Genomic DNA, 23,866 nt, shown 5'->3' on the forward strand with positions numbered 1-23,866 from the left:
GTCGGCCGGCCTTATTTGCTGTTGTTGGTGAATTCGCTCCAGTTCTTCGCAGCGGAAGCACCCGTTCCGACAATCGATGCCGACGGCACCAACTGGCTGATCAGACGGTTCCAGCGAGTCACGTTGGCAGGCCCTACATAAACGACGTCCTGCGGGCGCACTTCGAAGTGCGTGGCGAGGACCATGGCGGTGGGAGATTCGGCTTCCAGTTGATAGATTTTCGCCGGTTCCACATCGAGGTTTTCCACTCCGCGAATGACGTACACGGCGTTGCCGTTGGCGGTGGTCTGGCTCAGGCCACCGACCGAGCCGAGCACGTCGGACAGGTTCATCGTGGCAGTCTTGAAGCTCAGGGCGCGCGGCTGGTTGACCTCACCCATCACGTAGATGCGCTTGTTGTCGTTGTACGGCAGATACAGTTTGTCGCCACCCTGGAGGTAGACGTTCTGCAACTCGGAATCCTGCTGGTTGAGGTTATCCAGATTCAGCGGATAGACCCGCCCGTTGCGCGTCAGCAACAGCCCGGACAAGTCGGCATTGTTGGTGTCGATACCCGCCGAACCGAGGGCTTCGACCACACTCAGCGGGTTGGTGGAAATCGCTTGCGGGCCGGCCTTGGCGACGGCGCCGGTGACCACGACCTTCTGACTGGCGAAGCGCAGCACGGCAACATCCACTTGCGGCTCGGCGATGAAGGCCGACAGCCGTTGTTCGATGTCGTCGCGCAGTTGCTGGATGGTCCGGCCGGCGGCCTGGACTTCCTTGATGTACGGGTAATACAGCGTACCGTCGGAGCGCACCAGGCGACCGTTGGCGTCGATCTGCTGCTGCGCGCCCGACGGCGCGGTCAGCTCGGGATGATCCCAGACCGTGATGTACAGCACGTCGTTGTTGCCGATGCGGTATTCGGCAGGCGTCGCCAGCAACTCCGTGGGCACTGACTCACGCTTCTGCGTGGCCCGGTTCATGGAGATCAGCTTGGGCGTGATCGGAATCAACTCGACCCGGCTGCTTTCACTGGCGCCCTGGCGGGTGATGCCAAAGGTGCTCAAGTGTTGACCGGGGGAAAACATGCAACCTTGCAGAGCGAGACTTGCCAGCATTAAAAGAGAAAAACTACGAGTCATAATGGCACTACGCTATTCAAGGGCGAATCCAAAACAAAGTCACCCGACTTTCGTCGGGCGACCTTGTACTGCACCAACAGTTACTTCAGTTAGTTGTGCGTGCCGGTTGTACCCGTGGTACCGGTGGTACCCGTTGTACCGCCGTTGGCACTTCCACCACTGTTGGACGCCGCTACGGCACTGGCGACCATTGCAGTACTGGCAGCAGGCGCTGTAGAAGCCGCGACACTGCCCGATACATTGGTCACCGCAGTAAGCGGCGCTTCAGCTGCGGATGCCCAGTTGCTCAACATCGTCAACAAGGCAATCGCCATCACTTTTTTCATATCAACTCCTTTCTAACATTGCACCGTTACATCGGGTGTTTCGTTAGAGGTGGTAGAGTTCAAGTCGCAAAAAGCGCGAACAAGATCCGCTGTTCTTTCACAGTCAGACTCAACTGATAAAGTCGAACGGCAGGTTATATCTACGGACTTGCAAAAGGCATTGCCAGCGTAATTTCCCGACGATATCTAACAACCTGACCGAAAATAACATTGGACTAAATGGCCATCATTCCAGGTAACCCCTGGGATGATTCGACTGCCAGCGCCAAGTATCGGTAACCATGTCCTGCAAGTTGCGCGTGGCTTTCCAGCCCAGTTCCTTTTCCGCTTTGGAAGCGTCGGCCCAACTCTCGGCAATATCGCCAGAACGCCGTGGCATCACCCGAAATGGCACCGGCTTCCCGCACGCCTGTTCGAAAGCTCGCAGCACTTGCATCACGCTGTAACCATCGCCGGTGCCGAGGTTCCAGGTATGAATGCCGGTGCGCCCGTCGATGGCCTGCAAGGCCTTCAGGTGACCGTCCGCCAGATCGACGACATGGATGTAATCGCGCACGCCGGTGCCGTCTGCCGTGGGGTAGTCGTCACCGAAAATCGACAACTCCTGCAGGCTACCGACCGCGACCTGGCTGATGTAAGGCAGCAGGTTATTGGGGATGCCGCTCGGGTCTTCGCCCATGTGGCCGCTGTCATGGGCGCCGATCGGGTTGAAGTAACGCAGCAGCGCGATACTCCAGCGCGGCTCGGCCAGGCTCAGATCGCGCAGCACATTTTCGACAATCAACTTGGATTGGCCGTAGGGATTGGTCGGGATGCCCGTAGGGAAATCCTCGCGGATCGGCATCTGCTCAGGCTCGCCGTACACCGTGGCCGAGGAGCTGAACACCAACCGGAAGACCCCCGCCGCCGCCATCGCCTGGCACAGCGTGATGCTGCCGCTGACGTTGGTTTCGTAATACTCGAGCGGCTTGCGCACGCTCTCGCCGACCGCCTTGAGGCCGGCGAAATGCAGGACGGCGTCGATCGAATGCTGCTGGAATATCCGGTCCAGCAACGCCCGGTCGCACACATCGCCGCGGACCATCACTGCACTTTTGCCGCAAATGCCTTCCACTGCATGCAGTGCCGCATCGCTGCTGTTGCAAAGATTATCCAGAACAACAACTTCATAACCTGCTTCAAGCAATGCAAGTGTGGTGTGCGAGCCGATATACCCGGCGCCACCCGTTACCAGAATCTTCATAGCGCGGTCCATAGTGGGGAAAGTGCCAACTAGCGTGTCAAGCCCCATTTGTTTAATGTGTGTCTTGCTTCACACAAACAAGGCGACAACAATCCAAAACAAAAACAGCTCCATAGCTGGCCAAAAATATTCTTAAAGGCCAAACTGTATTGCCCGGTACTTATTAGCACTCTCGCACTTTCACCACTATCGACAGATACCGACTAAAAATAACTGTTATTTATCAAGCCGACATCTAATAACATTATCCCGCTTTACACTAAGCTAACATTGCCACTTACAACCTGACTCAGGTATTAAAGTACAGCTTCATCAACTTGCAACTTTTCTTTATTGCAATGTAACCGATGGCTGTATGCCATGAATGTCCAGGAAACTTCTATGATTCGTAAATGTTTGTTCCCCGCTGCCGGCTATGGCACGCGTTTCTTGCCGGCCACCAAAGCCATGCCCAAAGAGATGCTGCCGATAGTCAACAAGCCGTTGATCGAATACGCCGTTGAAGAAGCACGGGACGCCGGCCTGCAGCACATGGCAATCGTCACCGGACGGGGCAAGCGCGCGCTGGAAGACCACTTCGACATCAGCTACGAACTCGAACACCAGATTCGCGGCACCGAGAAAGAGAAGTTTCTGGCCGGCACTCGCGAGTTGATCGACACCTGCACCTTCTCCTACACCCGTCAGGTGGAAATGAAAGGTCTGGGTCACGCGATTCTCAGCGGTCGTCCGTTGATCGGTGACGAACCCTTCGCCGTGGTGCTGGCCGACGACCTGTGCCTGAACCTCGAAGGTGACGGCGTGCTCACACAGATGATCCAGCTCTACAAGAAGTTCCGCTGCTCGATCGTGGCCATCCAGGAAGTCCCGCGCGATCAGACTCACAAGTACGGCGTGATCGCCGGCGAGGCGATTTCCGACGGTATCTACCGGGTCAATCACATGGTGGAAAAACCCGCGCCACAGGACGCCCCCTCGAACCTGGCGATCATCGGCCGCTACATCCTGACGCCCGACATCTTCGACCTGATCGCCGACACCGAGCCGGGCAAGGGCGGCGAAATCCAGATCACCGACGCCCTGATGAAACAGGCGCAGAACGGTTGCGTGCTGGCCTACAAATTCAAGGGCCTGCGCTTTGACTGCGGCGACGCCGAGGGTTACCTGCAAGCGACCAACTTCTGCTACGAGAACGTCTACCTCAAGGGCCGTTAAACCGCCCCCGCGCACATCCGACGAGGCAATCATGAACATCGCACAACATTCGACAGACATTGAACGGGAGGTGGACAACCTCGGGGTGATGAGCTGGTTGTCTCGTCATCAGCCGTTGCCCAGCGCCAACGAATCCTGGCTCGGGACCATCCTGCTGGTGGAGCGGATCGGCATGTTTCCTTCATCCGGGGACATTCGCCGGCCGCTGCGCGATCCCTATCCCCTGCTCGCCCATCTGAAACGGATCTACGGTGAACAGGCGCTGGAGGTCGATGACCGCGACGGCCTGAAAGTGATTTTCAGCGACTGGCGATTCCGGGTGCGCATCTGCTGCAACGACCCGGCGATCATCATCAATGTGGAAACCCGTTGTGTGACACAGTTGATGCCGCAAAAGACCGCAGAGCTTCTGGGTCACGTGGACAACTTCGACATGGGCTGAGCCCTTATTCCGAGGCGGCGCCGCAGGAAGCCCCGTGGTTGCCGCCGACGATCATCCGATAGAAGTAATCGGCAATCACCTTCCCGCCCGTGGCCGGCACCGGATGTATCTTGTCCGGGCCGATCATCGCCGCCGCGTAACGTTTGACATCCGTACCGAACGCGCATTGCAGATTGGCGTAACCCAGATGCTGCTCACGAGCCCAGGGCTCCAGCACCTGCGCATACGCCGACATCGGATAGGCACTGGAACGCGTGGTGTCCTGGCGCATGATCAGGTTGACGCTCGCTGACGGCTGAATCTCGTGGATCATCCCGACCAGGCCTTGAACGTTTTTCAGGTACTGCTCGGGTTTCACCCCGAAACCCTGATCGTTGCCACCGAGCATGATCAGGTAGACGTCAGCCGGAATCTTCGACACCACCGCCTTCCACTGCGCCTGCCATTGACTGTCGCCATGATAAAAGTCGGCAGAGGCCGCACCCGACGCCGCCAGTTTCGACACCCGCAAACCGGCCTGATCGTTGCTCATCCACAGACCGAACAGCGTTGGCGCGCCCTTCACCACTTCCAGCCTGAACGCCCAATCCGTCGCGGCGGAGATGCCTGACAGCGGGACTTCCTGAACACCGGCACCGGTCAGTTTCAACGGCTGCCAGGATTGCGAGGGTGCCCAACGATAGCGGATTTCATTGGGTTCGTCGTTGCCGAGATAGAGCAGTTTTGCCTGGGTGACGGCGGTGTTTATCGTTTCGCTCGGATGAGCATCGACTTGCAGCCATGCACCGGGACTTCCGGTTACGGTGCGGCTGTCGGGGCTGGCCTGACCGAGGCTCGATACCTGCCAGTCACCGCCGAAGTACTTTTCGCTGCTGCGGGTGTATTTGAAATGGCTGCCGCCCAGCGCCGCGCCATGGTTGAAACCGACATAACCGGGGCCGGCAAAACCAACCTCACCGACCAGCCGCTGCACCAGTTTGTTCAGATAGAAATCCTGCCCGGCGCTGTAGCTGTCGCCGATCACCGAGACCGACAGAACCTTCCCGGCCTTGCCTTCGCGCCACTGGGCAAACCGCTGGCGAGCGTCGCCGACTTCGACCACCGATGCCGCGACCGGCGCGGCATCATCCACTGCAACCATCAAACACTTCCTTTAGCCGAGACTTGCGCCGGGGAGACGTTCCCCGCCGGTTTTTTCGCCGCCGCACGCTCGCCCAGAAACAGTACCGAAGTGAAGTTGAACCGACTGAAGATCGTCGACAGCAACACCGGCCCGAGCAAACCGCAAGCCACGCCGCAGAACACCAGAACGCTTTCGTCCTTGATGCCCAGGCGTCCGAGCACCGAACGCGATGTCGCGGCGAACAGCACATGAAACAGGAAAATCGCGTAAGAGTAACCACCGAGCCAGGTCAGCGCCTTCGAGCGCATGTCACTCGACAGCAACGCGAAGCAGGACACGCAACCCACCGTCAGGCCGATCAGGCTGCGACGATCGATGATCAGCTCGCGATCCAGCGCCGCGATGTACAACAGCGTCAGGGAAATCAGCACGAACACCAACGGGCCGAGCACTTTGAATCGCTGCTTCAACGCGCTGACATTCTCCTGGCCAATCATCCCGGCCACAAAGAACGGCAACAGATAGGTCGCCCCATTGATGCCGAACGCATCGAACTTAAACGGCGGCAGCAGAAACACCGCGGCGGAGAACGCGAACAGCAGGTACAAACGCGTCGCCGAACGCAGCAAGCCACGCCATTCCAGCAGGCCGACAAACATGAAGATGATGAACACCGCCTGCAAGAACCAGAAGTGGTTGATCGGCACAAAGAACGACAACAACGCATCGATCACGCCGACGTCCTTGTTCACGCCCGGCCCCACCGCCTGCAACACCGAGAACGGCACGCCTACGCAGAACAGCGGCACGATCAGCCGCCGCACCTTGCCGGTAAAGAACGCCGAAAAGTCATTACCGCGAATCTTGTAGATGGAATAGATGTAGCCCGAGATAAAGGTGAACAGCGGCATGCGCACGTACACCATCGAATCGGCGATCACCCGGTACGGCGAGCCGATGTCGATCTTCAAACCGCCGCCCAACGGGCCGATCACGTGATAGAGCACCAGCAACAGGCACGCGAGGCCGCGCAGGGTTTCGATCTCCAGCGACTTTTTCTTGCTCGACATAAAACACCCGCCTCAATTCAGAATTCTTGACTCGACCTGCACCGGTTTATTCGCCCGCAACATCAACCCCAGGCCCACGAACAGCACCGGCACCACCATCGAAAAGTGCCGGGCGAACGAGCCGAAGTCCGGTTCGAACAAGCCTTGAACCAGCAAAAACGCCAGAGGAATCGCGATCAGTTCCTTGGGTTTGGTCTGGATCGGCGCGCCTTTGTAATCGGTTGAGGTGATGACTTTGAACAGCAGCAACGCGGTCATGATCATCAACGCCACGAAGATCACCTGCCCCGGCCCGGACAGCAGGATCAGCTCCACGGGGAACGACAACCGGAAGAAGATGATCATCGAATCCAGGGCCTGCGAGACGAAGTCGCTACCACTGAGCCACGAGACGATCAGCGACTTGGAACCCTCCTCGCCCGCCGTGCGCAGTTCGTTGTTGCTGGCGCGAATCGACGACACCGGAAAGCCCAGCGCCAACTGAATCGCCATGGCCACCGCCAGATAGAACAGGAACAGCATCAGGAAGAAGGTCATGCGCGACACGTACTTCTTCATCATGCAGACGCCGACCCAGGACAGCGAAAACAGAATCCAGTAGGGCCGGATCAGCACGCCGTAGATCACCGCCGACAGGAAAAATCCGCCGCGGTATTTGCGCGTCAGCGAGCTGAACAGAATGCTCAACACCGCCACCGACACGATGATTTCCTTGGTCAGGTTTTCCAGGAAAAACGAACGGACGATGCCCCACAGACACAGCGTGCCGAAGATCGCCAGCGGCATGCGCCGGAACACCACCACGGGAATCGCCGTGAGGAAGAAATTGCAGAACATCCCATAGGCCCAGGCGTTGGTCAGGTTGATCCCGGTGGGCCGCAACAGGAACGCCGAACACTCGTAGGACGAGCGATCCGGCGAGAACGGGTTCCAGAAATTGCAGTTGTCGGCCCGGGCATAAGACGACCACAAAGTCATCGCATCCGGGCCGGGATCGCGGGGGATCAGCAACGGCATGGCCACCGACAGAAACAGGCCGGTGAACAGGATCAGGAACGACAGCGACGAGTCGAGTTTCCTGCCGCGAAACTCGATGCACGGCAGTTTCAGGCCCATGACACGACAGCCTTTTTCGCGCGCGTGGCACGGGTCAGCAGCGCAATCACGCCGAGTTGCACGATGATCCCGAAGACGTTGCCCCAGGCCGCGCCGTAGATCGAATAGTGCTTGATCAGCAGGTAGCTGACCGGCACCGAAATCAGCAGGCAAATGGCCGAACTGGCGAGGGATACCCGGCTGTTTTTCGACGCGATCAAGCCACCCCAGACGATGTCGCCAATGGCGCGCAGGGCAAAGGAAAAAATCAGCACGCCGAGGATCCCGTTGTCCGGACGCGGCACCGCCGTTGCGACGTAATCGAGCACGATGTTGAAGAACAGGTAAATCAACACCGCCACCCCGGCCGACACCACCAGCGAACGCATCACCCACTTGTTCACGAACAACTGGGTGACCGTGAACGGTTGTTGATCCGCCTGATAACGCTTGGCGAGCACCGGAATGCCAACCACCGCCACCACCGCGTAGGACAACGCCTGCAAGGTGTTGGCCGCTGACCACGCGTACACGTATTTACCGAGGCTGGCGTAGGGTTCGAGGTCGATGATCAGAAAGCGCTCGGCGTACTGACTCAAGGCGATCAGACCGGTGCCCAGATAGAACGGCAACCCGGCTTTCCACACGGTCGCCGTCGCCAGCGTCCCCTCTTCGCGCCCGCGATGAACGTTCACCACAATCAGGTAACCGGCGACGATCACCAGCACGTTGGCGATGACCCACAGCCACAACACGCTGGCGATCCCGGACACCCAGCCAAGCATCATCCCGCCCACGGCCAGCAGCGCCCAAAGGCCGGTCTTGATGAAGAACAGCAACGCGCCCGCCGTGGCTTTCTGCGCGGAAAACACGAACGAGTTGATCTCGAACGACAGGTGCTCGGTCAGCAGCACCAGCGTCACACAGGCGATCAATGCCGTCGTCGCCTCAACTTGCTGGAACAGTGAATAAACCAACACTGTCACCACCGACAACAGCAACCCCACGGCCAGGTACAACAGCAGAACCTTGTCGACGACCCGCTTCGAGCTGCCGCCGACGCTGATCAGCCGATTGATCTCGGAGCTGAAACCGACGCTGTAGAACTTCGATGCGATCAACGACGCCGCGACCACCACCCCGTAGAAACCCAGCGCCTCGTAACCGAGGTAATGGGTGATGGCGAGCACCAGCAAGAACTTCGCGCCCAGTGCTCCGCCGCGCAGCAACAAGCGGAATATCATCGAATGACGCCCTTGATGATGTCGTCCATGGCCACGGTTTTCGCCTCGATTTCACGGCAGGTGTCGGTCAGGCGTTTGCCGAAATTCGACAGCGCGTTCGGCGCAAAAACCGTGTCGATGATGGTGTCGACATTGATGTCGCCGCCGTTGATCACCCAGTCCTCGACGCCCATGTCCTGATAGGCGCCGAAGCCTTTGCGCTCGTAGCTGATGTGGTACGCCGGCACCCCGGACAGCAGCGATTCGATCGCCCCGTGCAGGCGTACGGAAATCACCAGATCCGGTTGGTATTTGGCCAGCGTTGCCTTCAATGGCAGCAGGTCTTCGGTAATGCCCAGCTCGCGGTAGAACGCGCCGTCATCATTACCGCGCACAGCACTCTGCACGGCGCAGACCACTTTGCTTTTGTTCTTCAAACGCTGCAGCAACACTTTCAGATTGGCCACGTAGGCGAGCTTCTTTTCCTTGCTCCATGCCGGCGGTTTGCGCAGCACCACGCACACCGTGGCCGGCGTCGAGGCGCAGCGGGTGAACTTGGGTTGCTGAAGGATTTTGCCGGCCAGGGCCTGCACCGCCAGGTCCGGTGCGCGGTAGACATTTTCGCAGGCATCGAACAACGCCGAGGAGCGGTTATCGCGCACGAACACCGCATCGGCGCTGGCGTAGTGGCCGACGATCTTGTCGCTCTCACCGTGGAACGGCCCGATGCTTTGCGGCAGGTACACCGACGGCACTTTGCTGAGGATCGCCGTTTCCAGTTGCTTGGCGTGGCCCAGTTTCAGCTTGATGTGTTCGAAGGCACTTTTGGAGCGCATGTAGCCGCCACCGACGCCGACGATCAGATCGGTTTTCTTCAACAGATCCGCGAGCCCGGCATAGGACTGATTGAGGAATACCGCCTGTTTGACCCGGCCCAGGCCCTTGGCTGCCATGACCGGCGCATCGAAGCGCGGGTGCGGCAGGTATTTGAAAGAATCCGGATCGGAGGCCACGACACTGATCGCGGTGTCCTCGCCAAAGTTGCGCTGCACCAGCGCGATGGCCAGATCGACCAGCAGACCATCGCCGGAATTGGAGGCACTGTAGCCATGCAAAATCGTTACGTTCATGAGCGGATTTCTACTTAATAAGAGGGAGCGGAATACACGTCGTAGGTCTGGCGGATCATCAACGCGGCGCTGAAGCGCTCGCGGACGATGCGCCGACCTTCGAGTCCAAGGACCGACAACGCGGGTTTCTGGATCTGCTTCAGGCGATCGGCCAACGCGTGGTGATCACCGGTGGGGAATACGTAGCCGGATACCCCGTGAGTGACCAGTTCCGGCAGCGAGGTGCAGTCGCTGGCAATCACCGGCAGGCCCAGCGCCATGCCTTCCAGCGGCACCATGGCAAAGCCTTCCCAGCGACTAGGAACGATCAGCGCATCGGCCTGTTGGTACAGCGCGTTGACTTCGGCCGGCGTGACCCACGGCAGGTATTGAACGCCGTCCATTGGCGGGCACTCGACCGTTGCCTCGTTGACCGCACTGCCGACCACCGTCAGTTTCAGATCGTTGCGCCCGGCCTTGGCATAGGCCTTGAGCAGCACGTCGAAACCTTTCTGATAATCGAGCCGACCGACGAAGAGCAGATGAATCGGCTGCGGATCCTCGGCTTTGCGCTCGTCATCCTTTGGGTGGATGCCGTTGTAGATCAGTCGCATGCGCTTGCGCTCGATGCCGAACGCTGCGGCTTTGTCCATCTCGTACTGGCTGACGCAGATGATCGTGTCCGTGACCTTCTGCAACACCCGCTCGATCCACGCATAGACTTTCTGCTTGATCGGCGAGCTTTCCATCAGGAACGAAAAGGCATGCGGGCAATAGACGATTTTCGGTTTGCGCCACGGCCGCAAAAGCACGCACACGCAACGGCCGATCACCCCGGAAAACGTACTGTGCAGATGCACGACATCGGGTTTTTCCTTGAGCATCACTTGCATCAGGCGCCAGGCAAAACGCAGCAGCGAAGGCACATTGCGCCCGGTTCGATCGAAAGTACGGATCTGTTGCGGCGCGATGCCGTGCAGTTCCTTTTCCTGATCCTGCGGCACCAGATACACCAGCTCGTAGTTGGCGCGGTCATCTTCCGGGGACGCGGAAATCGTGCGGATCACCGTCGCGACGCCACCTTTTATCGTTTCAGCCACGTGCAGTATTTTTTTCACAACCCACCCACTTTCTTGCCGGTAAGGACAATCACTGATTTTCAGGACTTGTCGGACGCGTATTCGTAGTTGTAGTAGCCGTAGCTGCCGTTGCCGTAGTAACTGGCCGCACGCTTCTCGACGCCGTTGAACACCGCGCCTTTCAACTCGATGCCGTTCTGGGCGAAGCGGCGAATCGTCAGTTCGATCTCTTTGGCCGGGTTCACCCCGAAGCGCGCGACGATCAGGCTGATGCCCGCTTCGCGACCGACAATCGCCGCATCCGTCACCGCCAGCAGCGGCGGTGTGTCGATGATCACCACGTCATAACGCTCGCTGAGTTGCGCCAACAGTTCGCGGAAATTGGCGTGCATCAACAGCTCGGATGGATTGGGCGGCACCTGACCACGGCTGATGAAGTGCAGGTTGTCGACTTCGACCTTGTTGATCGCCTGCTCCAGGGTGCAGCGCTTGACCAGCAAGTCCGACAAACCGTTGGTGATCGGCGTGTTCAGCGACTTGTGCAGATGCCCCTTGCGCATGTCGGCATCGATCAGCACCACCCGCTGTCCGCTCTGCGCCATGACTGCCGCAAGGTTGGAAGACACAAAGGTCTTGCCGACCTGCGGGCTCGGGCCGGAAATCATGATGCGGTTGTTGGTCGAATCCAGCGCCGCGAAATGCAGGCAGGTGCGCAGGCTGCGGATCGACTCGATGGACAGGTCCGTCGGATTGCGCAGGGCCAGCAGATACGCCGGCGTATCCACCGTGACCTTGGCGCGGACTTTCTTGGTGTCCTCTTCCTGTTGCAGGGCGCTGTAGGGAATCGACGCGTAGACTGGCAAGCCGAGCTGCTCGATGGCTTCCGGCCCTTCCAGGCCCTTGCTCAGCGACTTGCGCAACAGCACCAGGGCCACGCCGACAAAGGCGCCGAGGAAGGTCGCGATCAGCACGATCAGGGCTTTCTTCGGTTTGACCGGGCTGGTCAGGTCGACATCCGCCGTATCCACCAGACGCACGTTGCCCACGGCGCCGGCGCGGATGATGTCCAGCTCCTGGGATTTGTTCAGCAACTGGGTGTAGATCTGCGAAGCGACTTCGACATCGCGGGTCAGGTTGAGCAGTTCCTGTTGCGTGGCCGGCAGGTCCTGAACCTTGCCTTCCAGCGACCGCTGTTGCTGGGTCAACTCACCAATCTGGGTCATCAACGCACGATAGGCCGGGTGCTGTTTGGTGAACTTGCGATCCATCTCCGCCTGTTGCAGTTTCAGCTCGGAAATCCGCGTTTCGAGGGCGACGGACTGGCCGAGCACCGATTGGGTTTCCAGGGAGATATTCACGGTCTTGCCGCGAGTCTGGTAGGCGTTGAGCGCATCGCTGGCCTTGGCCAGATCGCGTTTGACCTGCGGCAACTGGCTTTGCAGGAAGGCCAGGCTCTGCGCCGCTTCGGCCGAGGTGCGGCGTACGTTCTGATCGACGTACAGCGACGCGATCTTGTTGAGGATCTTCACCGCTTCAGCGGCGTCGCTGCTGGCCAGGGCCAGACGGATGATCCCCGACTCCTTGCCCTGCTCGGAAATATCCAGCGCGTCCTGATAACCCTGGATGGTCACGATTCGTGGGTAGCGCACCACTTCGAAACGGGTACCGGGGTTGGCCAACAGCTGCGTGATCTGCCCTTCTACGCAGTCCTGCGCGAAGGCTTCGCCGGCAACGCCTTCTGCCAGCAGGTTGTCGTTGTCATCGAATAGCTGGAAGCGATGCTGCTCGCCGGCGATCAGGCTGAGTTTCTTGCCCAGCAGTTCTTTGGGCAGATCGAGCCGGGAAAACTCCAGGCGCTCACCGCCCCAGGCGTAGCTGTTCAGGCCGAAACGTGGCGGCGCGACGCTGAGTTCGGTCTCCCCGCGATAACGGCGGGAGAGAAAGCCGCCGATCACCGGAAAAGTATTCGGGGTGACATCGATGTCCAGGCGCAGATCGTCGACCGTCTTGCCGATCACTGCACGGGATTTGATGATCCCGATCTCGGTCACGGACGGCGATTGCCCGCCCAGCATGCTGTTGAGATCGGAAAAACCGAGCATGTCGTTCTTCTTCGGTTCGACCTGTACCAGCGCGTTGGCCAGATACACCGGCGTGGCCAGAATCGCGTAGGCAACGCCGGTCATCATGAACGCGCCGGTGAAGGCGCCGATCAACCATTTCTGATCGATCAAACTGCCAAATATGCCGAGAAGATCAATACTGTCTTGATCGTTGTCACGGGTGCCGACTACTGACGGTAACTGCATAAGTCTTTCTTACCATTCACTGTTCTGAAGAATATTCATCAATGCCCGAGGCGTTGTGCCCATGAGCCAACAGCATCTTCAATCAATGCATGGGCATGAATAAAAGCGGCCTGCCCTTGACGATACGGATCCTGTATTTCTCGCTCGTTCTGCCACTTGCCGAGAAGAAACACTTTGCCTCTGGCGTGAGAGGCAATCTTCAGTACTTGTTTTACATGTTCTTTTTCCATGACCAGAATCAGGTCTGATTCATTGACGATGTCTGCTGTCAGTTGCCGCGCCTTGAACCCTTCGGCGCTCTGTCCACGGTCTTCCAGCACCTGGCGGGCCGTTCTCTCCATTGACTCGCCAACCCGTGCAGACAGGCCTGCGGAGGTGACAGTGATCGTCGAGGGCGCCAGCGCGTTACGCAGCAACAGTTCAGCTGTCGGACTTCGGCAAATATTGCCCACGCAGACGACAAGGATCTTTCTGAACAAGGTTTACATTCCCGTGTAATGTCAATCGGCCAACATGCCGTGTGGATTGAAATGAACCCACCGGACTTTCCTGCATTCGGAAATAGATTCGCCTGTTAGTACCGGTGCATTAAGTACCACGGGGTCTAAAAGTCACCCAACCAGAATTACCGGACTAAAAATAACTGTGATTTTCAGGGTATTTTCCCGACCGAAGTTTTCCGACAAAAAATAACATCGGTGCACTTTGTACCGTTGCGACGCTCTAAAAACGTGCGATGTGATAACCAATGGCCAGTGTCATTTCTAACAAGGAACACAGAAATGAAATCAACACACCTCAAACGGCTTGCCGCCCTGACCCTGTCGGTGCTCGGTGTCACCAGCCAGGTTCACGCCACTGAACTGTTCCCTGAACTGCCCGCCAACAAGACCATTGGCGTGCAGGTCAAGATCCAGACCTTTTCCCCCACCGACGCTGCAAAGATCAAAGCGGCCGGCCTGGGTTTCGTACGCTTTGGTGTCTGGACGGACAGCCTGAGTGACCCCAGCTATCAAAAACAGGTCAACGATGCCTTTGCGACCGCCCGGGCAGCCGGCCTGCCGGTGCTGCTGACCGTACGTTCGACCCAGGCGCTGACCTCCGCACCCGGCAACAACCGCGATTTCACCTCGGCCGGTGAGACGTTCGCCCGCGCGGTGACGACCCTGGAGAAAGAATATGGCCCGCAACTGGTCGCCATCGAGATATGGAATGAGCCGGATCTGGACACCTACTGGCCAACCGGCAATTTCAGCACTACGTTCGCGCCCTTCATGACCGCTGTGTGTAAAACGCTGCAGGGAAATCCACCGTCGACACCCCTGATCGGCTTCGGCTTCGCCCGGCCACCGAGTGACAGCTCTGCATCAACGGCGGCACTGAACAGCATCGTCAGTGCCTACCCCAAATGCTTGAGTGCGATTTCCTATCACCCGTACGGCATGACCACGACGCAGATCAGCAACGCACAGACGTTCATCCAGCAAAAATTCCATCTGCCGGGCGTCATCAGCGAATGGGGCGTATCGTCTCTCGCCTCCAATGGCGGGAATGCAGGGCAGGCCAGCAAAATCGGCGCGTTCGTCACCGATATGAAAAAGCTCAATATCCCGCTGACGTCGATTTACGAATGGAAAGACACCACGTCGGGCAGTAATGACCGGGAAAGGAACTTCGGCATGCTGAACGCCGACGGCCAGCCGAAACCTGCGGAAGTCACGGTTAAAGCCGAGCTCAATCCTATGTAATCAGCTGGTCCACAGAGTACTGACGGTCAGATGCCTTGAACCTGTGGCCGGTTTTGGCATCGTATTTATCGACATCGCGCCCCGATCATTCAAACAGCCGTTTTCAGGTTGTTGCCCACGGGGCAATCGATACATCCACATGCCCTTGAGTGGCCGTCAGCGCTCGGGTAATGTCGTCAGACCCATAGGACAGAGCACGCTCATGACTTCCAAGCTGGAACAACTCAAACAATTCACCACCGTGGTTGCCGACACCGGCGACTTCGAAGCGATTGCCCGGGTCAAACCGGTCGACGCCACCACCAACCCTTCCCTGCTCCTCAAGGCCGCGGCCATTCCGGCCTATGCCGAGCTGCTGAACGCCGCTGTTCGCGACTGCAAGGGCGATGTCGGCCTGGCCAGCGACCGCTTTGGCGTCGCGGTGGGTCAGGAAATCCTCAAAGTGATTCCGGGCCGCATTTCCACTGAAGTGGATGCACGTCTGTCGTTCGACAAGGACGCGATGCTCAAGCGTGCGCACCGTCTGATCGAGCTGTACGACAAGGCCGGCATCGGCCGTGACCGCGTGCTGATCAAGATCGCTTCGACCTGGGAAGGCATCCGCGCCGCCGAAGTGCTGGAGAAGGAAGGCATCCAGACCAACCTGACCCTGCTGTTCTCCTTCGCTCAGGCCGCTGCGTGCGCCGATGCCGGCGTGTTCCTGATTTCGCCGTTCGTGGGCCGCATCTACGACTGGTACAAGAAGGCCAACGGCAACGACTACACCGGCGCCGATGATCCGGGCGTGCAGTCCGTCACGCGCATCTACAACTACTACAAGGCCAATGACTACAAGACCGTGGTCATGGGCGCGAGCTTCCGCAACCTCAATCAGATCGAGCAACTGGCTGGCTGCGACCGCCTGACCATCAGCCCGGACCTGATCGACAAACTGGCGGCAGACACCGGCAAACTGGAGCGCAAACTGGCCCCGGGTCACGCTGGCGAAGCACGCCTGAGCCTCAATGAATCGCAATTCCGCTGGTTGTCCAACGAAGACGCGATGGCCACCGAGAAACTGGCCGAAGGCATTCGTCAGTTTGCCCGCGACCAGGAAAAACTCGAGGCGTTGCTGCAAGCCAAGCTGTAATCGGCTGACGGCAAACGCAAAAAGGGCGAACCCTCACAGGTTCGCCCTTTTTTGTGCCTGATGGCGGGTGAATCAATGCCTTTCGAGGGCATTCACCAGATCATGGAAGGCTTCGCGATTGGAGTCATTCAGGCCCATGAGGATCTTGTGCGCTTCGAGCACCTTGATCCGCACGACTTCCTCCGACTGATCCTGATCCGGCAGGTCATCGAGACATTCCGGGCAAGGCACGGGATGGTTGACGATATTGAACACCTGCTCGAAACCCATCGATTGCAGCAGACGGGTGATGTCGTCGTGGGTGGTGACCACGGTCGGCAGCAGGCCGACCTTCTGCCGCGACAGGATCGACAGCTTGGCCAGCAGGCCCAGCGTGGTGCTGTCGATGCTGCGGGTTTCGGTCAGATCGATCACGATCGCGTTGAAATTCAGCGCGGTGAAGATCTTCTCAATAGTCGCATCCAACGCCGAACACAGGGTCAGGCGAACTTCACCGACGAACTTCAGGACGAAGGTGCCGTCCTGTTCGGCGAACTGGATTCTACCGGTACTCATTAAAGATTCCTGCTCAACACCAACAAGGCGATATCATCCGGCATCTCCCCTAGCGTGGCCAATCCAAAAACCTGCCGCAGGCCATCCAGGCTGCCGCCCGCCGACTTGACCCGTTGGGGCAAGGCAGCTTCTTTCTCTTTGAGTGTGGGTTCTGGCAAAAGATCCAGAATGCCATCAGACATCAGCGTCAGGCTGAACGTCGGTGGCAGCTCGAGCACGTGATCTTCGTAGGTGGCTTCATTGAAAAGCCCCACGGGCAGACCGCGCCCCTCGAGGTAGCGAACACTGTCAGGCGTGTACAACACAGGCAACGGCAGATGGCCGCCGATGCTATAGGTCAACAAACCGGTCTCCTCGTCGATGACTCCACCGACCATTGTGACGTGTTTACCCAGCTTACAACTGATCAGCCCCCGGTTGATATGACCAAGGACTTCCGAAGGTTTGAATTCCGGCAAGGTGCCGTTGCGCTTGGACTCGAACAGCAGGCGCGTGGTCATGAACTTCAGCAGGACGGTGACGAAGGCCGAAGAGGCGCCATGGCCCGAGACGTCCGCCAGGTAGAACGCAACCCGACGCTCGTCCACCCGGAAATAGTCGACAAAATCACCCGACAGGTACAGCGACGGAATGATCTGGTGGGCGAACTTGAATTCGTCGATGGTCCACGGGCTGACCGGCAGCATGTTCATCTGCACCTGGCGACCGGCGTTCTGGTCTTCCTGGAGCAGATTCAGGCTGGCTTCGAGCTCACGGTTGGCCTTTTCCAGCTTCTCGCGGTAGCGCTGGTTTTCCAGCAGCAGGCGCGCACGATCCAGGGCCCGGCGCACGGAGTGCTCGAGCACGGCCAGATCTTCGAGAGGTTTGATCAGGTAATCCGCCGCGCCCAGGCGCAGGGCCTCGACCGCATCGTTCATCACGCCGGCACCCGAAACCACGATCACAGGAGTCTGTGGTGACCGCTCGGTGACCTGACGGATGAGTTCGAGACCGCCCATCTGCGGCATGCGCAGATCGCAGATGACCAAGTCGGGCTTGTCTTGCTCGAATACCTGAAGACCCTGCTGACCGTTACTGGCCTGCAAGACGCTGAAACCACTGTCTTCCAAATAGGCCGCGAGGCTCGCGCGCACTACTTCGTCATCATCGATTATCAGCAGCGTGGCACTGGTTTTTGGCATGTGGGCAAACGGCGCCAGAATTAGGTTGGCGTAGCAGGCGGGGCAACGGCCCGGCGCAGACTACTGGATTCGCTTTCTAGCCTCTCTGCTGCACCGTTTCAGAGCGCTTGCCCTGTACACGGTTGCACCAGAGGTGCCCTTCTAAGGCGCAGACGGTACTCCCATCCGAGAGGCGTTTCAAGCATGCGCCGATGGTCGCTTGGAGACTTTGTTTGTCAAATCACTCGCAGTTATAAGAACGGCTTCAACCGTAACCCAATCATTGGACGCGCCCACAAAAAAGGCGACCTTGCGGTCGCCCCTTCATGTCGATCAATCGAGATCAAAAATCGTCTTCGACGTGACCGTCCTTGACCTTGAACTCGCGGTTCTGCAGGTAGGCATTGCGGATGAAGGTGTACTTGTCGCCGCTGATCAGCTTCTCGCTGGACAGCAGGCTGGCGCGGGTGTCGACGATGTTCAGGCCGTAGATGGTGTTACGCGCCGGGATGTCGTTCATGTAGCGGTACGGTGCGGTGTAGGTGTCGACGTACTTGGACGGCGCGTCACGCAGAGTGCTCGGGCCCAGCAACGGCAGCATCACGTACGGACCGCTGCTGACGCCCCAGTAGCCGAGAGTCTGGCCGAAGTCTTCGTCGCTGCGATGCAGGCCCATCTTGGTCCCGACGTCGAAGAAGCCGAGCAGGCCGAAGGTGGTGTTGAAGATCAGGCGCGCGGTGTCGACACCGGCAGCGGCTGGTTTGGCCTGCAGAATGTTGTTCGCCAGGTTGGTGATGTCACCGACGTTGCGGAACATGTTGTGGATGCCGTCTTCCAGGAATTGCGGCGTTACATATTCATAGCCCTGCGCCAGAGGTTTCAGCGCGTAGGTGTCGACGAAATCGTTGAACTGGAAGATCGGACGGTTGACGCTTTCCCAAGGGTCTTCTTCCGTTGCAGCGTTAGCGGCGAACGGCACCAGCATCACACTGGCACATACACAAAGCTGAGCGAGAGGGTTGCTCCAGCGCATAGAAAACTCCTTGGATTGTACATACGCGGCAAGCGGGCCACGGTTATAAGAGGTGCAGTATAAGACGGAAACAAGGTTTTAGGCATTCCAGCATGAACACCTCTGTAGGACGGTGCGTCATGCGCTTGTCATCCAACTGTCACCGGCGATGCTTAGCCTGACTTCTATTTCAGGGACGTTTTCCATGCCTCAAGCCGAAGCCTTGCCCCTGTCCGCCCCCAACCTGACGGCCGTGCTGTTCGGGCTCAGCGGTTGCCTGGTGGACTTCGGCGCCCGCGCCCGTCACCACGCCAGCCCCGGCACAGAGCACGCCGACACCACGCCGGGCGCGCTAGACAGCCTGCGCAGCCTGCAGCGCCAACTGATCCCCTGCGCCTGGCTCGATGACTTGCCCCCTGCCCTCACCCAGGTGCTGGCATCCGGATTGCCGGGCTGGATCAAACCCTCGCAACATCCCGCAACAAACAATCCATGGCCGGCGCCGAATGCCTGCTGGCAAGCCTTGATGGCGTTGAATGTCGATCGCCTGGACGGCTGCGTGCTGGTCAGCGGTGAACCGCGCTTGCTGCAATCGGGCTTGAATGCCGGGCTGTGGACCATTGGCCTCGCGTCCTGTGGCTCACTCTGCGGCCTGGCCCCGAGCGAATGGCAAGCCCTTAGTCAAAAAGAACGCGAACAACTGCGCGGCAAGGCCACTGTGCAATTGTTCGGCCTGGGCGTGCACTCGGTGATCGATCACTTGGGCGATCTCGACACCTGCCTGGCGGACATCAGCCTGCGTCGCCTCAAAGGCGAAAAGCCCTGACCGGGATCATGCAGGTTCATCGAGAGTGGATTAGTCTTAAGGAGAGCCATAGACCTTTGGCGCACGGCTGCGGTCTATGCCAGTGCCTCTCGATAAAAGGAAAACACCATGCCCGCCCGCGAACTGCAAGAACAGCTCAACACCCTGCGCGAGCAACTGGATCAGAATCCGCCGCTTACAGAAGAAGAGCGCGAACATCTTCGTGAGCTTATGGCGCAGATCGAATCCCAAATCAAACTGGAGAGCGCGACGCAGGACGCCAGCATCGCCGATGGCGTGAATCTGGCAGTTGATCGCTTCGAGCTCGAACACCCTGCTATTGCGGGCACCCTGCGCAATATCGTCAATGCGCTGGGCAGCATGGGCATCTGATCGCCCTCCCCTGAAATGCAAAAAGCCCTGCCAGCAATGGCAGGGCTTTTTCATGTCCGCTTTGCAGGTTACTGACGAACCAGACGATGGTTCGGCAACTGCACGCTTTCAGTGCTGCGGTACGGATTGATATCCAGCCCGCCCCGGCGCACATAACGCGCGAACACCGTGAGTTTTTCCGGTTTCAGCAAACGCTGCAGGTCGAGGAAAATCCGCTCAACGCATTGCTCGTGAAAGTCCGAATGCTGGCGGAAGCTGACGATGTATTCCAGCAGGCTGGCGTGATCCAGCGCCGCCCCCCGGTACTCCACGACTACACTGCCCCAGTCCGGCTGGCTGGTCACCGGGCAATTGGACTTGAGCAGATGGCTGTGCACGCTCTCCTCCACCACCCGCGAATCGTCGCAACGCAGCAGTTCAGGACGCGGATGTTCGTAGTTGCTGACGCTGATATCCAGATCGTCGATGCACACGCCCGGCAGTGCGACCACGCCTTCGGCTTCGACCTCTTTCAGGCTGCGAACCCGCACACCCACCGGCTTGCCGGCAGCGGCGGACAAGTCCTTGACCAGCGTCGCTTCCAGGCTCGCGACGTCGGCGAACGGCGTCTGGTTCAACGAGTTCAGGTACAGCTTGAACGACTTGGATTCGATGATGTTCGGCGAGTCCGCCGGAATGCTGAATTCGCCGATCGCCACCACCGGTTTGCCCGACGGCAGCAACCACGACAGTTCGAAGCAGTTCCAGAAATCCACGCCTTTATACGGCAGGGTCTCGGCGGTCAGGCCCAGCTCGGCCCACTTCGCGGTGCGCGGGATCGGAAACAGCAGGGACGGTGTGTAAGTGGCGATGTATTCGCTGGACTTGCCCAGCGGCGAATGTTCGGCTGCGGGATGCATGGCGGAAACCTGACTGAAGAATCAGCGGATTCTATCAGCCTTTGCTCCCGCCTTTGAGTGCTTACTGACTGACAGTCAGTTTGCCGACCATTCCGGCCTGGTAATGCCCGGGAATGTTGCAGGCAAACTCCAGGTTCACGGCTTTGCTGAAGGTCCAGGTCAGCTCGGCGGTCTTACCCGGTTCGACCAGTACGCTGTTAGGGTCGTCATGCTTCATGACGTGCCCCATCGAGGCATGATCCATGCCCGCCATGTCGTGGGACATTTCTTTCATGCCGGTCGGCGTCAGCATGCCGCTTTGCTGCATCTGCAACATTTCCTGCTGGTGCTTGGCATGCATCGCCGCGTCGCCGAGGTTGAATTCATGCAGTAACTGGCCTTTATTCACCAAGACAAAGCGAATGGTCTCACCGGCCTTGATCTCGATGGCCTTCGGATCGAACGTCATGTCGCCCATCACCACTTCAATGCTGCGGCTGGCCTTGGCGGCCGGGGCGGGTTGGCCGAAGTCATAGGTGTGCGCAGGGTCAGCCCAGACGGATGAGCTCAACGCCAGCAGACAGGCGGCGACGGCCAGAGGGTTGCGCAAAAACATAGTCATACTCCAACTAGATAAGGTTCAGCCTGTGGGAAACTTTAGCCCGCCCGCGCTGGCAGCTACCTGACAGCCAGATTACAACTTTGTCAGGTTGGTCTGCATAACCACCGCCCACGGTATAACGCCCTTGTTCTGTCTATTTGAGCTCCACACCCCATGAAACTGCTGATCGTCGAAGACCAACCGAAAACCGGCCACTACCTGCGCCAGGGCCTGACCGAGGCCGGCTTCAACACCGAGTTGGTGGCCGACGGCACCACCGGACAGCAACTGGCCTTGAGCGGTGACTATGCCTTGTTGATCCTCGACGTAATGCTGCCCGGTCGCAACGGCTGGCAGATTCTGCAAGCAGTGCGCAGTGCCGGGCTCGAAACCCCGATCCTGTTTCTGACCGCCAAAGACACCGTGGAAGACCGGGTTCATGGCCTGGAACTCGGCGCCGACGATTATCTGGTCAAGCCGTTCGCCTTCTCCGAACTGCTGGCCCGGGTGCGCAGCCTGTTGCGACGCGGCAGCGCCATTCCGCAGGAAACCTGCCTGCAACTGGCCGACCTGCGTCTTGACCTGATTCGCCGCCGCGTCGAGCGCAGCGGTCAGCGCATCGATCTCACTGCAAAAGAGTTCGCGCTGCTGGAAATGCTTCTGCGCCGCCAGGGTGAAGTGCTGCCTAAATCCCTGATCGCCTCCCAGGTCTGGGACATGAATTTCGACAGCGACACCAACGTGATCGAAGTGGCGATTCGTCGGCTGCGCCTGAAGATCGATGACGACTTCCCCGACAAGCTGATTCACACCGTGCGTGGCATGGGTTATGTCCTTGAAGAGCGTGCCGACTGATGCGCCGCCTGTCACTCGGCAGTCGGCTGGCGTTGCTCTTCGCCGCGTGTACCGCGACGGTGTCGCTGGTGGCGGGCGTGGTTTTCAATCGGGCCAGTGAGGCGCATTTCATCGAGCTCGATCAGCAACTGCTCGAAGGCAAGCTGATCAATGTGCGTCAGACACTGCTGGGTGATGGTGACGCCGCGCATATCACTGCTGAATTGAGCCAACAGGGCGATGTTACCCTGCGCATCAGCAGCCCTGAGGGGCAACGCTGGTTCGGCCGCTCCCTGCAAATGCCGGCGAACCTGCCGCAGCAGCCCGGCCTGGCCACCATCAACGACAACGGCACGGATTATCGCCTGCTCAACGCTCCGCTCTACCCGGAACAAACCGACTCGCCACAGTTGACCCTGCTGCTGGACATCACCCACCACCAGCACTTCCTGCAACGCATGCAGCATCTGATCTGGCTGACCGTCGGTCTTTCGGCACTGGCGACCGCACTGCTCGGCGCCTGGGCAGCGCGCAGCGGATTGCGTCCACTGCGCCGCATGAGTGCCGTCGCGCGCGGGATTTCGGCGCAATCGCTCAATGCCCGACTGCCTGAAGCGCAGATGCCTGCGGAACTCACGGAATTGGCCCACAGCTTCAACGCCATGCTCGGACGCCTCGACGACTCCTTTCAGCGTCTCTCGGCGTTCTCCGCCGACATCGCCCATGAACTGCGCACCCCATTGTCGAATCTGCTGACCCACACGCAGGTCACCCTCACCCGCCCTCGCCCACTCGAGGATTATCGCGAGGCCCTGCACAGCAACCTCGAAGAGCTGCAATGGATGGCGCAACTGGTCAACGACATGCTTTATCTGGCCAAGGCTGACCACGGATTGCTGGTTCCCAAACGCGAACCGCTGGAACTGGCAGAAGAAGCCGATGCGTTACTGGAGTTTTTCGCACCGTTGGCCGAGGACGCTCAGGTCAACCTGAGTCGTGACGGTCAGGGGCGGTTCGAGGGTGATCGCGCGATGTTGCGCCGAGCGCTATCGAATCTGCTGGATAATGCGTTGCGCTTCACACCGGCGGCCGGCGAAGTACGCGTGCGGGTGGCCGAGCAGGCGAAGTCCTTGAGGGTGACTGTGGAAAACAGTGGCGAAGGCATTTCTTCGGATTTGTTGCCGCGCTTGTTTGACCGTTTCTACCGGGCGGACCCGGCGCGCCAGGAAGGCAGCTCGGAGCATGCGGGGCTGGGGCTGGCGATTACTCAGTCGATCATCCGGGCCCATGGCGGGCAGATTCATTGCGAATCAGCTTTGGGGTGGACGCGGTTTGTGATTGAGTTGCCGAAAAACGATTGAGGCCGGCAATGCCGGCCTCAACGGGGGAA

24 protein-coding genes are annotated in these 23,866 nt (G+C 59.0%); 8 read left to right on the forward strand and 16 right to left on the reverse strand.

Annotation, left to right across the window (positions count from 1 at the left end):
- Positions 1-11: 11 nt before the first annotated feature.
- From IF199_RS20345 to galE, 3 genes are all read right to left on the reverse strand, one after another.
- Positions 12-1,127: a polysaccharide export protein gene (locus tag IF199_RS20345; RefSeq protein ID WP_141401799.1), complete on the reverse strand. Its 1,116-nt coding sequence runs from the start codon at positions 1,125-1,127 to the stop codon at positions 12-14.
- A gap of 89 nt (positions 1,128-1,216) precedes the next feature.
- Complete coding sequence (locus IF199_RS20350) at positions 1,217-1,453, reverse strand: hypothetical protein (RefSeq protein WP_003226528.1); 237 nt, start codon at positions 1,451-1,453, stop codon at positions 1,217-1,219.
- Positions 1,454-1,679: 226 nt separating this feature from the next.
- The gene (galE, locus tag IF199_RS20355; RefSeq protein WP_192558554.1) at positions 1,680-2,696 is read right to left on the reverse strand and encodes a UDP-glucose 4-epimerase GalE; all 1,017 of its coding nucleotides are present in this window, start codon (positions 2,694-2,696) and stop codon (positions 1,680-1,682) included.
- A gap of 381 nt (positions 2,697-3,077) precedes the next feature.
- Here galE and galU point away from each other — a divergent pair, with 381 nt between their 5' ends.
- The gene (gene galU, locus IF199_RS20360) at positions 3,078-3,911 is read left to right on the forward strand and encodes a UTP--glucose-1-phosphate uridylyltransferase GalU (protein ID WP_085733509.1); all 834 of its coding nucleotides are present in this window, start codon (positions 3,078-3,080) and stop codon (positions 3,909-3,911) included.
- Between the two features lie 31 nt (positions 3,912-3,942).
- Positions 3,943-4,353 (forward strand): phosphohexomutase domain-containing protein, encoded by a 411-nt coding sequence (locus IF199_RS20365; RefSeq protein WP_192558555.1) that lies wholly within the window; start codon positions 3,943-3,945, stop codon positions 4,351-4,353.
- Positions 4,354-4,357: 4 nt separating this feature from the next.
- Here the strand turns inward: IF199_RS20365 and IF199_RS20370 are convergent, their stop codons facing one another.
- Genes IF199_RS20370 through IF199_RS20405 form a run of 8 tightly spaced genes read right to left on the reverse strand, consistent with a single transcriptional unit; the run spans position 4,358 to position 13,840 of the window.
- Positions 4,358-5,494: an SGNH/GDSL hydrolase family protein gene (locus tag IF199_RS20370; RefSeq protein WP_192558556.1), complete on the reverse strand. Its 1,137-nt coding sequence runs from the start codon at positions 5,492-5,494 to the stop codon at positions 4,358-4,360.
- Positions 5,494-6,546: an acyltransferase family protein gene (locus tag IF199_RS20375; RefSeq protein ID WP_192558557.1), complete on the reverse strand. Its 1,053-nt coding sequence runs from the start codon at positions 6,544-6,546 to the stop codon at positions 5,494-5,496. Before IF199_RS20375 ends, IF199_RS20370 begins: the two co-directional genes overlap by 1 nt.
- Positions 6,547-6,558: 12 nt before the next feature.
- The gene (locus tag IF199_RS20380; protein ID WP_096822062.1) at positions 6,559-7,662 is read right to left on the reverse strand and encodes a hypothetical protein; all 1,104 of its coding nucleotides are present in this window, start codon (positions 7,660-7,662) and stop codon (positions 6,559-6,561) included.
- Positions 7,653-8,885, reverse strand: coding sequence for an MATE family efflux transporter (locus tag IF199_RS20385; protein WP_192558558.1), 1,233 nt, complete (start codon positions 8,883-8,885; stop codon positions 7,653-7,655). The genes IF199_RS20380 and IF199_RS20385 overlap by 10 nt, the downstream gene beginning before the upstream one ends.
- Complete coding sequence (locus IF199_RS20390; RefSeq protein WP_096822064.1) at positions 8,882-9,994, reverse strand: polysaccharide pyruvyl transferase family protein; 1,113 nt, start codon at positions 9,992-9,994, stop codon at positions 8,882-8,884. The genes IF199_RS20385 and IF199_RS20390 overlap by 4 nt, the downstream gene beginning before the upstream one ends.
- 14 nt (positions 9,995-10,008) lie before the next feature.
- Positions 10,009-11,091 (reverse strand): glycosyltransferase, encoded by a 1,083-nt coding sequence (locus IF199_RS20395; RefSeq protein ID WP_192558559.1) that lies wholly within the window; start codon positions 11,089-11,091, stop codon positions 10,009-10,011.
- 41 nt (positions 11,092-11,132) lie between these two features.
- Complete coding sequence (locus IF199_RS20400) at positions 11,133-13,361, reverse strand: polysaccharide biosynthesis tyrosine autokinase (RefSeq protein WP_192558560.1); 2,229 nt, start codon at positions 13,359-13,361, stop codon at positions 11,133-11,135.
- Between the two features lie 38 nt (positions 13,362-13,399).
- A complete protein-coding gene (locus IF199_RS20405; RefSeq protein ID WP_096822067.1) occupies positions 13,400-13,840 on the reverse strand; it encodes a low molecular weight protein-tyrosine-phosphatase in 441 nt (146 codons plus the stop codon).
- Between the two features lie 303 nt (positions 13,841-14,143).
- Here IF199_RS20405 and IF199_RS20410 point away from each other — a divergent pair, with 303 nt between their 5' ends.
- Both IF199_RS20410 and tal read left to right on the forward strand, forming a co-directional pair.
- Entirely contained in the window at positions 14,144-15,109 is a 966-nt protein-coding gene (locus tag IF199_RS20410; protein WP_192558561.1) for a cellulase family glycosylhydrolase, read from the forward strand.
- Positions 15,110-15,311: 202 nt separating this feature from the next.
- Positions 15,312-16,238 (forward strand): transaldolase, encoded by a 927-nt coding sequence (tal, locus tag IF199_RS20415; RefSeq protein WP_096822069.1) that lies wholly within the window; start codon positions 15,312-15,314, stop codon positions 16,236-16,238.
- A 72-nt stretch (positions 16,239-16,310) separates the two neighbouring features.
- On the opposite strand, the gene rssC is transcribed toward tal, so the two are convergent.
- The 3 genes from rssC to IF199_RS20430 all read right to left on the reverse strand — a co-directional run bounded on the left by rssC (position 16,311) and on the right by IF199_RS20430 (position 18,986).
- Positions 16,311-16,793 (reverse strand): anti-sigma factor antagonist RssC, encoded by a 483-nt coding sequence (rssC, locus tag IF199_RS20420; RefSeq protein WP_042560140.1) that lies wholly within the window; start codon positions 16,791-16,793, stop codon positions 16,311-16,313.
- A complete protein-coding gene (gene rssB / locus IF199_RS20425; protein ID WP_096822070.1) occupies positions 16,793-17,974 on the reverse strand; it encodes a two-component system response regulator RssB in 1,182 nt (393 codons plus the stop codon). Before rssB ends, rssC begins: the two co-directional genes overlap by 1 nt.
- A 322-nt stretch (positions 17,975-18,296) precedes the next feature.
- Positions 18,297-18,986 carry an MlaA family lipoprotein gene (locus IF199_RS20430; RefSeq protein WP_096822071.1) on the reverse strand — a complete coding sequence of 230 codons (690 nt, stop codon included), beginning with the start codon at positions 18,984-18,986 and terminating at the stop codon, positions 18,297-18,299.
- Between the two features lie 184 nt (positions 18,987-19,170).
- Between IF199_RS20430 and pcrP the strand changes: the two genes are divergently transcribed.
- A complete protein-coding gene (gene pcrP / locus IF199_RS20435; RefSeq protein WP_192558562.1) occupies positions 19,171-19,791 on the forward strand; it encodes an HAD superfamily inactivated hydrolase PcrP in 621 nt (206 codons plus the stop codon).
- Between the two features lie 108 nt (positions 19,792-19,899).
- The gene (locus tag IF199_RS20440) at positions 19,900-20,163 is read left to right on the forward strand and encodes a DUF4404 family protein (protein WP_096822073.1); all 264 of its coding nucleotides are present in this window, start codon (positions 19,900-19,902) and stop codon (positions 20,161-20,163) included.
- A gap of 68 nt (positions 20,164-20,231) precedes the next feature.
- Here the strand turns inward: IF199_RS20440 and queF are convergent, their stop codons facing one another.
- Together queF and copI are read right to left on the reverse strand one after the other, a co-directional pair.
- Positions 20,232-21,062, reverse strand: coding sequence for an NADPH-dependent 7-cyano-7-deazaguanine reductase QueF (gene queF / locus IF199_RS20445; protein WP_192558563.1), 831 nt, complete (start codon positions 21,060-21,062; stop codon positions 20,232-20,234).
- Between the two features lie 61 nt (positions 21,063-21,123).
- Positions 21,124-21,657, reverse strand: coding sequence for a copper-resistant cuproprotein CopI (gene copI, locus IF199_RS20450; RefSeq protein WP_096822075.1), 534 nt, complete (start codon positions 21,655-21,657; stop codon positions 21,124-21,126).
- Between the two features lie 159 nt (positions 21,658-21,816).
- Here copI and IF199_RS20455 point away from each other — a divergent pair, with 159 nt between their 5' ends.
- Together IF199_RS20455 and IF199_RS20460 are read left to right on the forward strand one after the other, a co-directional pair.
- Positions 21,817-22,497 (forward strand): heavy metal response regulator transcription factor, encoded by a 681-nt coding sequence (locus IF199_RS20455; protein WP_192558564.1) that lies wholly within the window; start codon positions 21,817-21,819, stop codon positions 22,495-22,497.
- Positions 22,497-23,837 carry a heavy metal sensor histidine kinase gene (locus IF199_RS20460; protein WP_192558565.1) on the forward strand — a complete coding sequence of 447 codons (1,341 nt, stop codon included), beginning with the start codon at positions 22,497-22,499 and terminating at the stop codon, positions 23,835-23,837. Before IF199_RS20455 ends, IF199_RS20460 begins: the two co-directional genes overlap by 1 nt.
- The last annotated feature ends 29 nt before the right edge of the window (positions 23,838-23,866 follow it).

It is taken from the genome of Pseudomonas allokribbensis (assembly GCF_014863605.1).
GTDB lineage: Bacteria > Pseudomonadota > Gammaproteobacteria > Pseudomonadales > Pseudomonadaceae > Aquipseudomonas > Aquipseudomonas allokribbensis.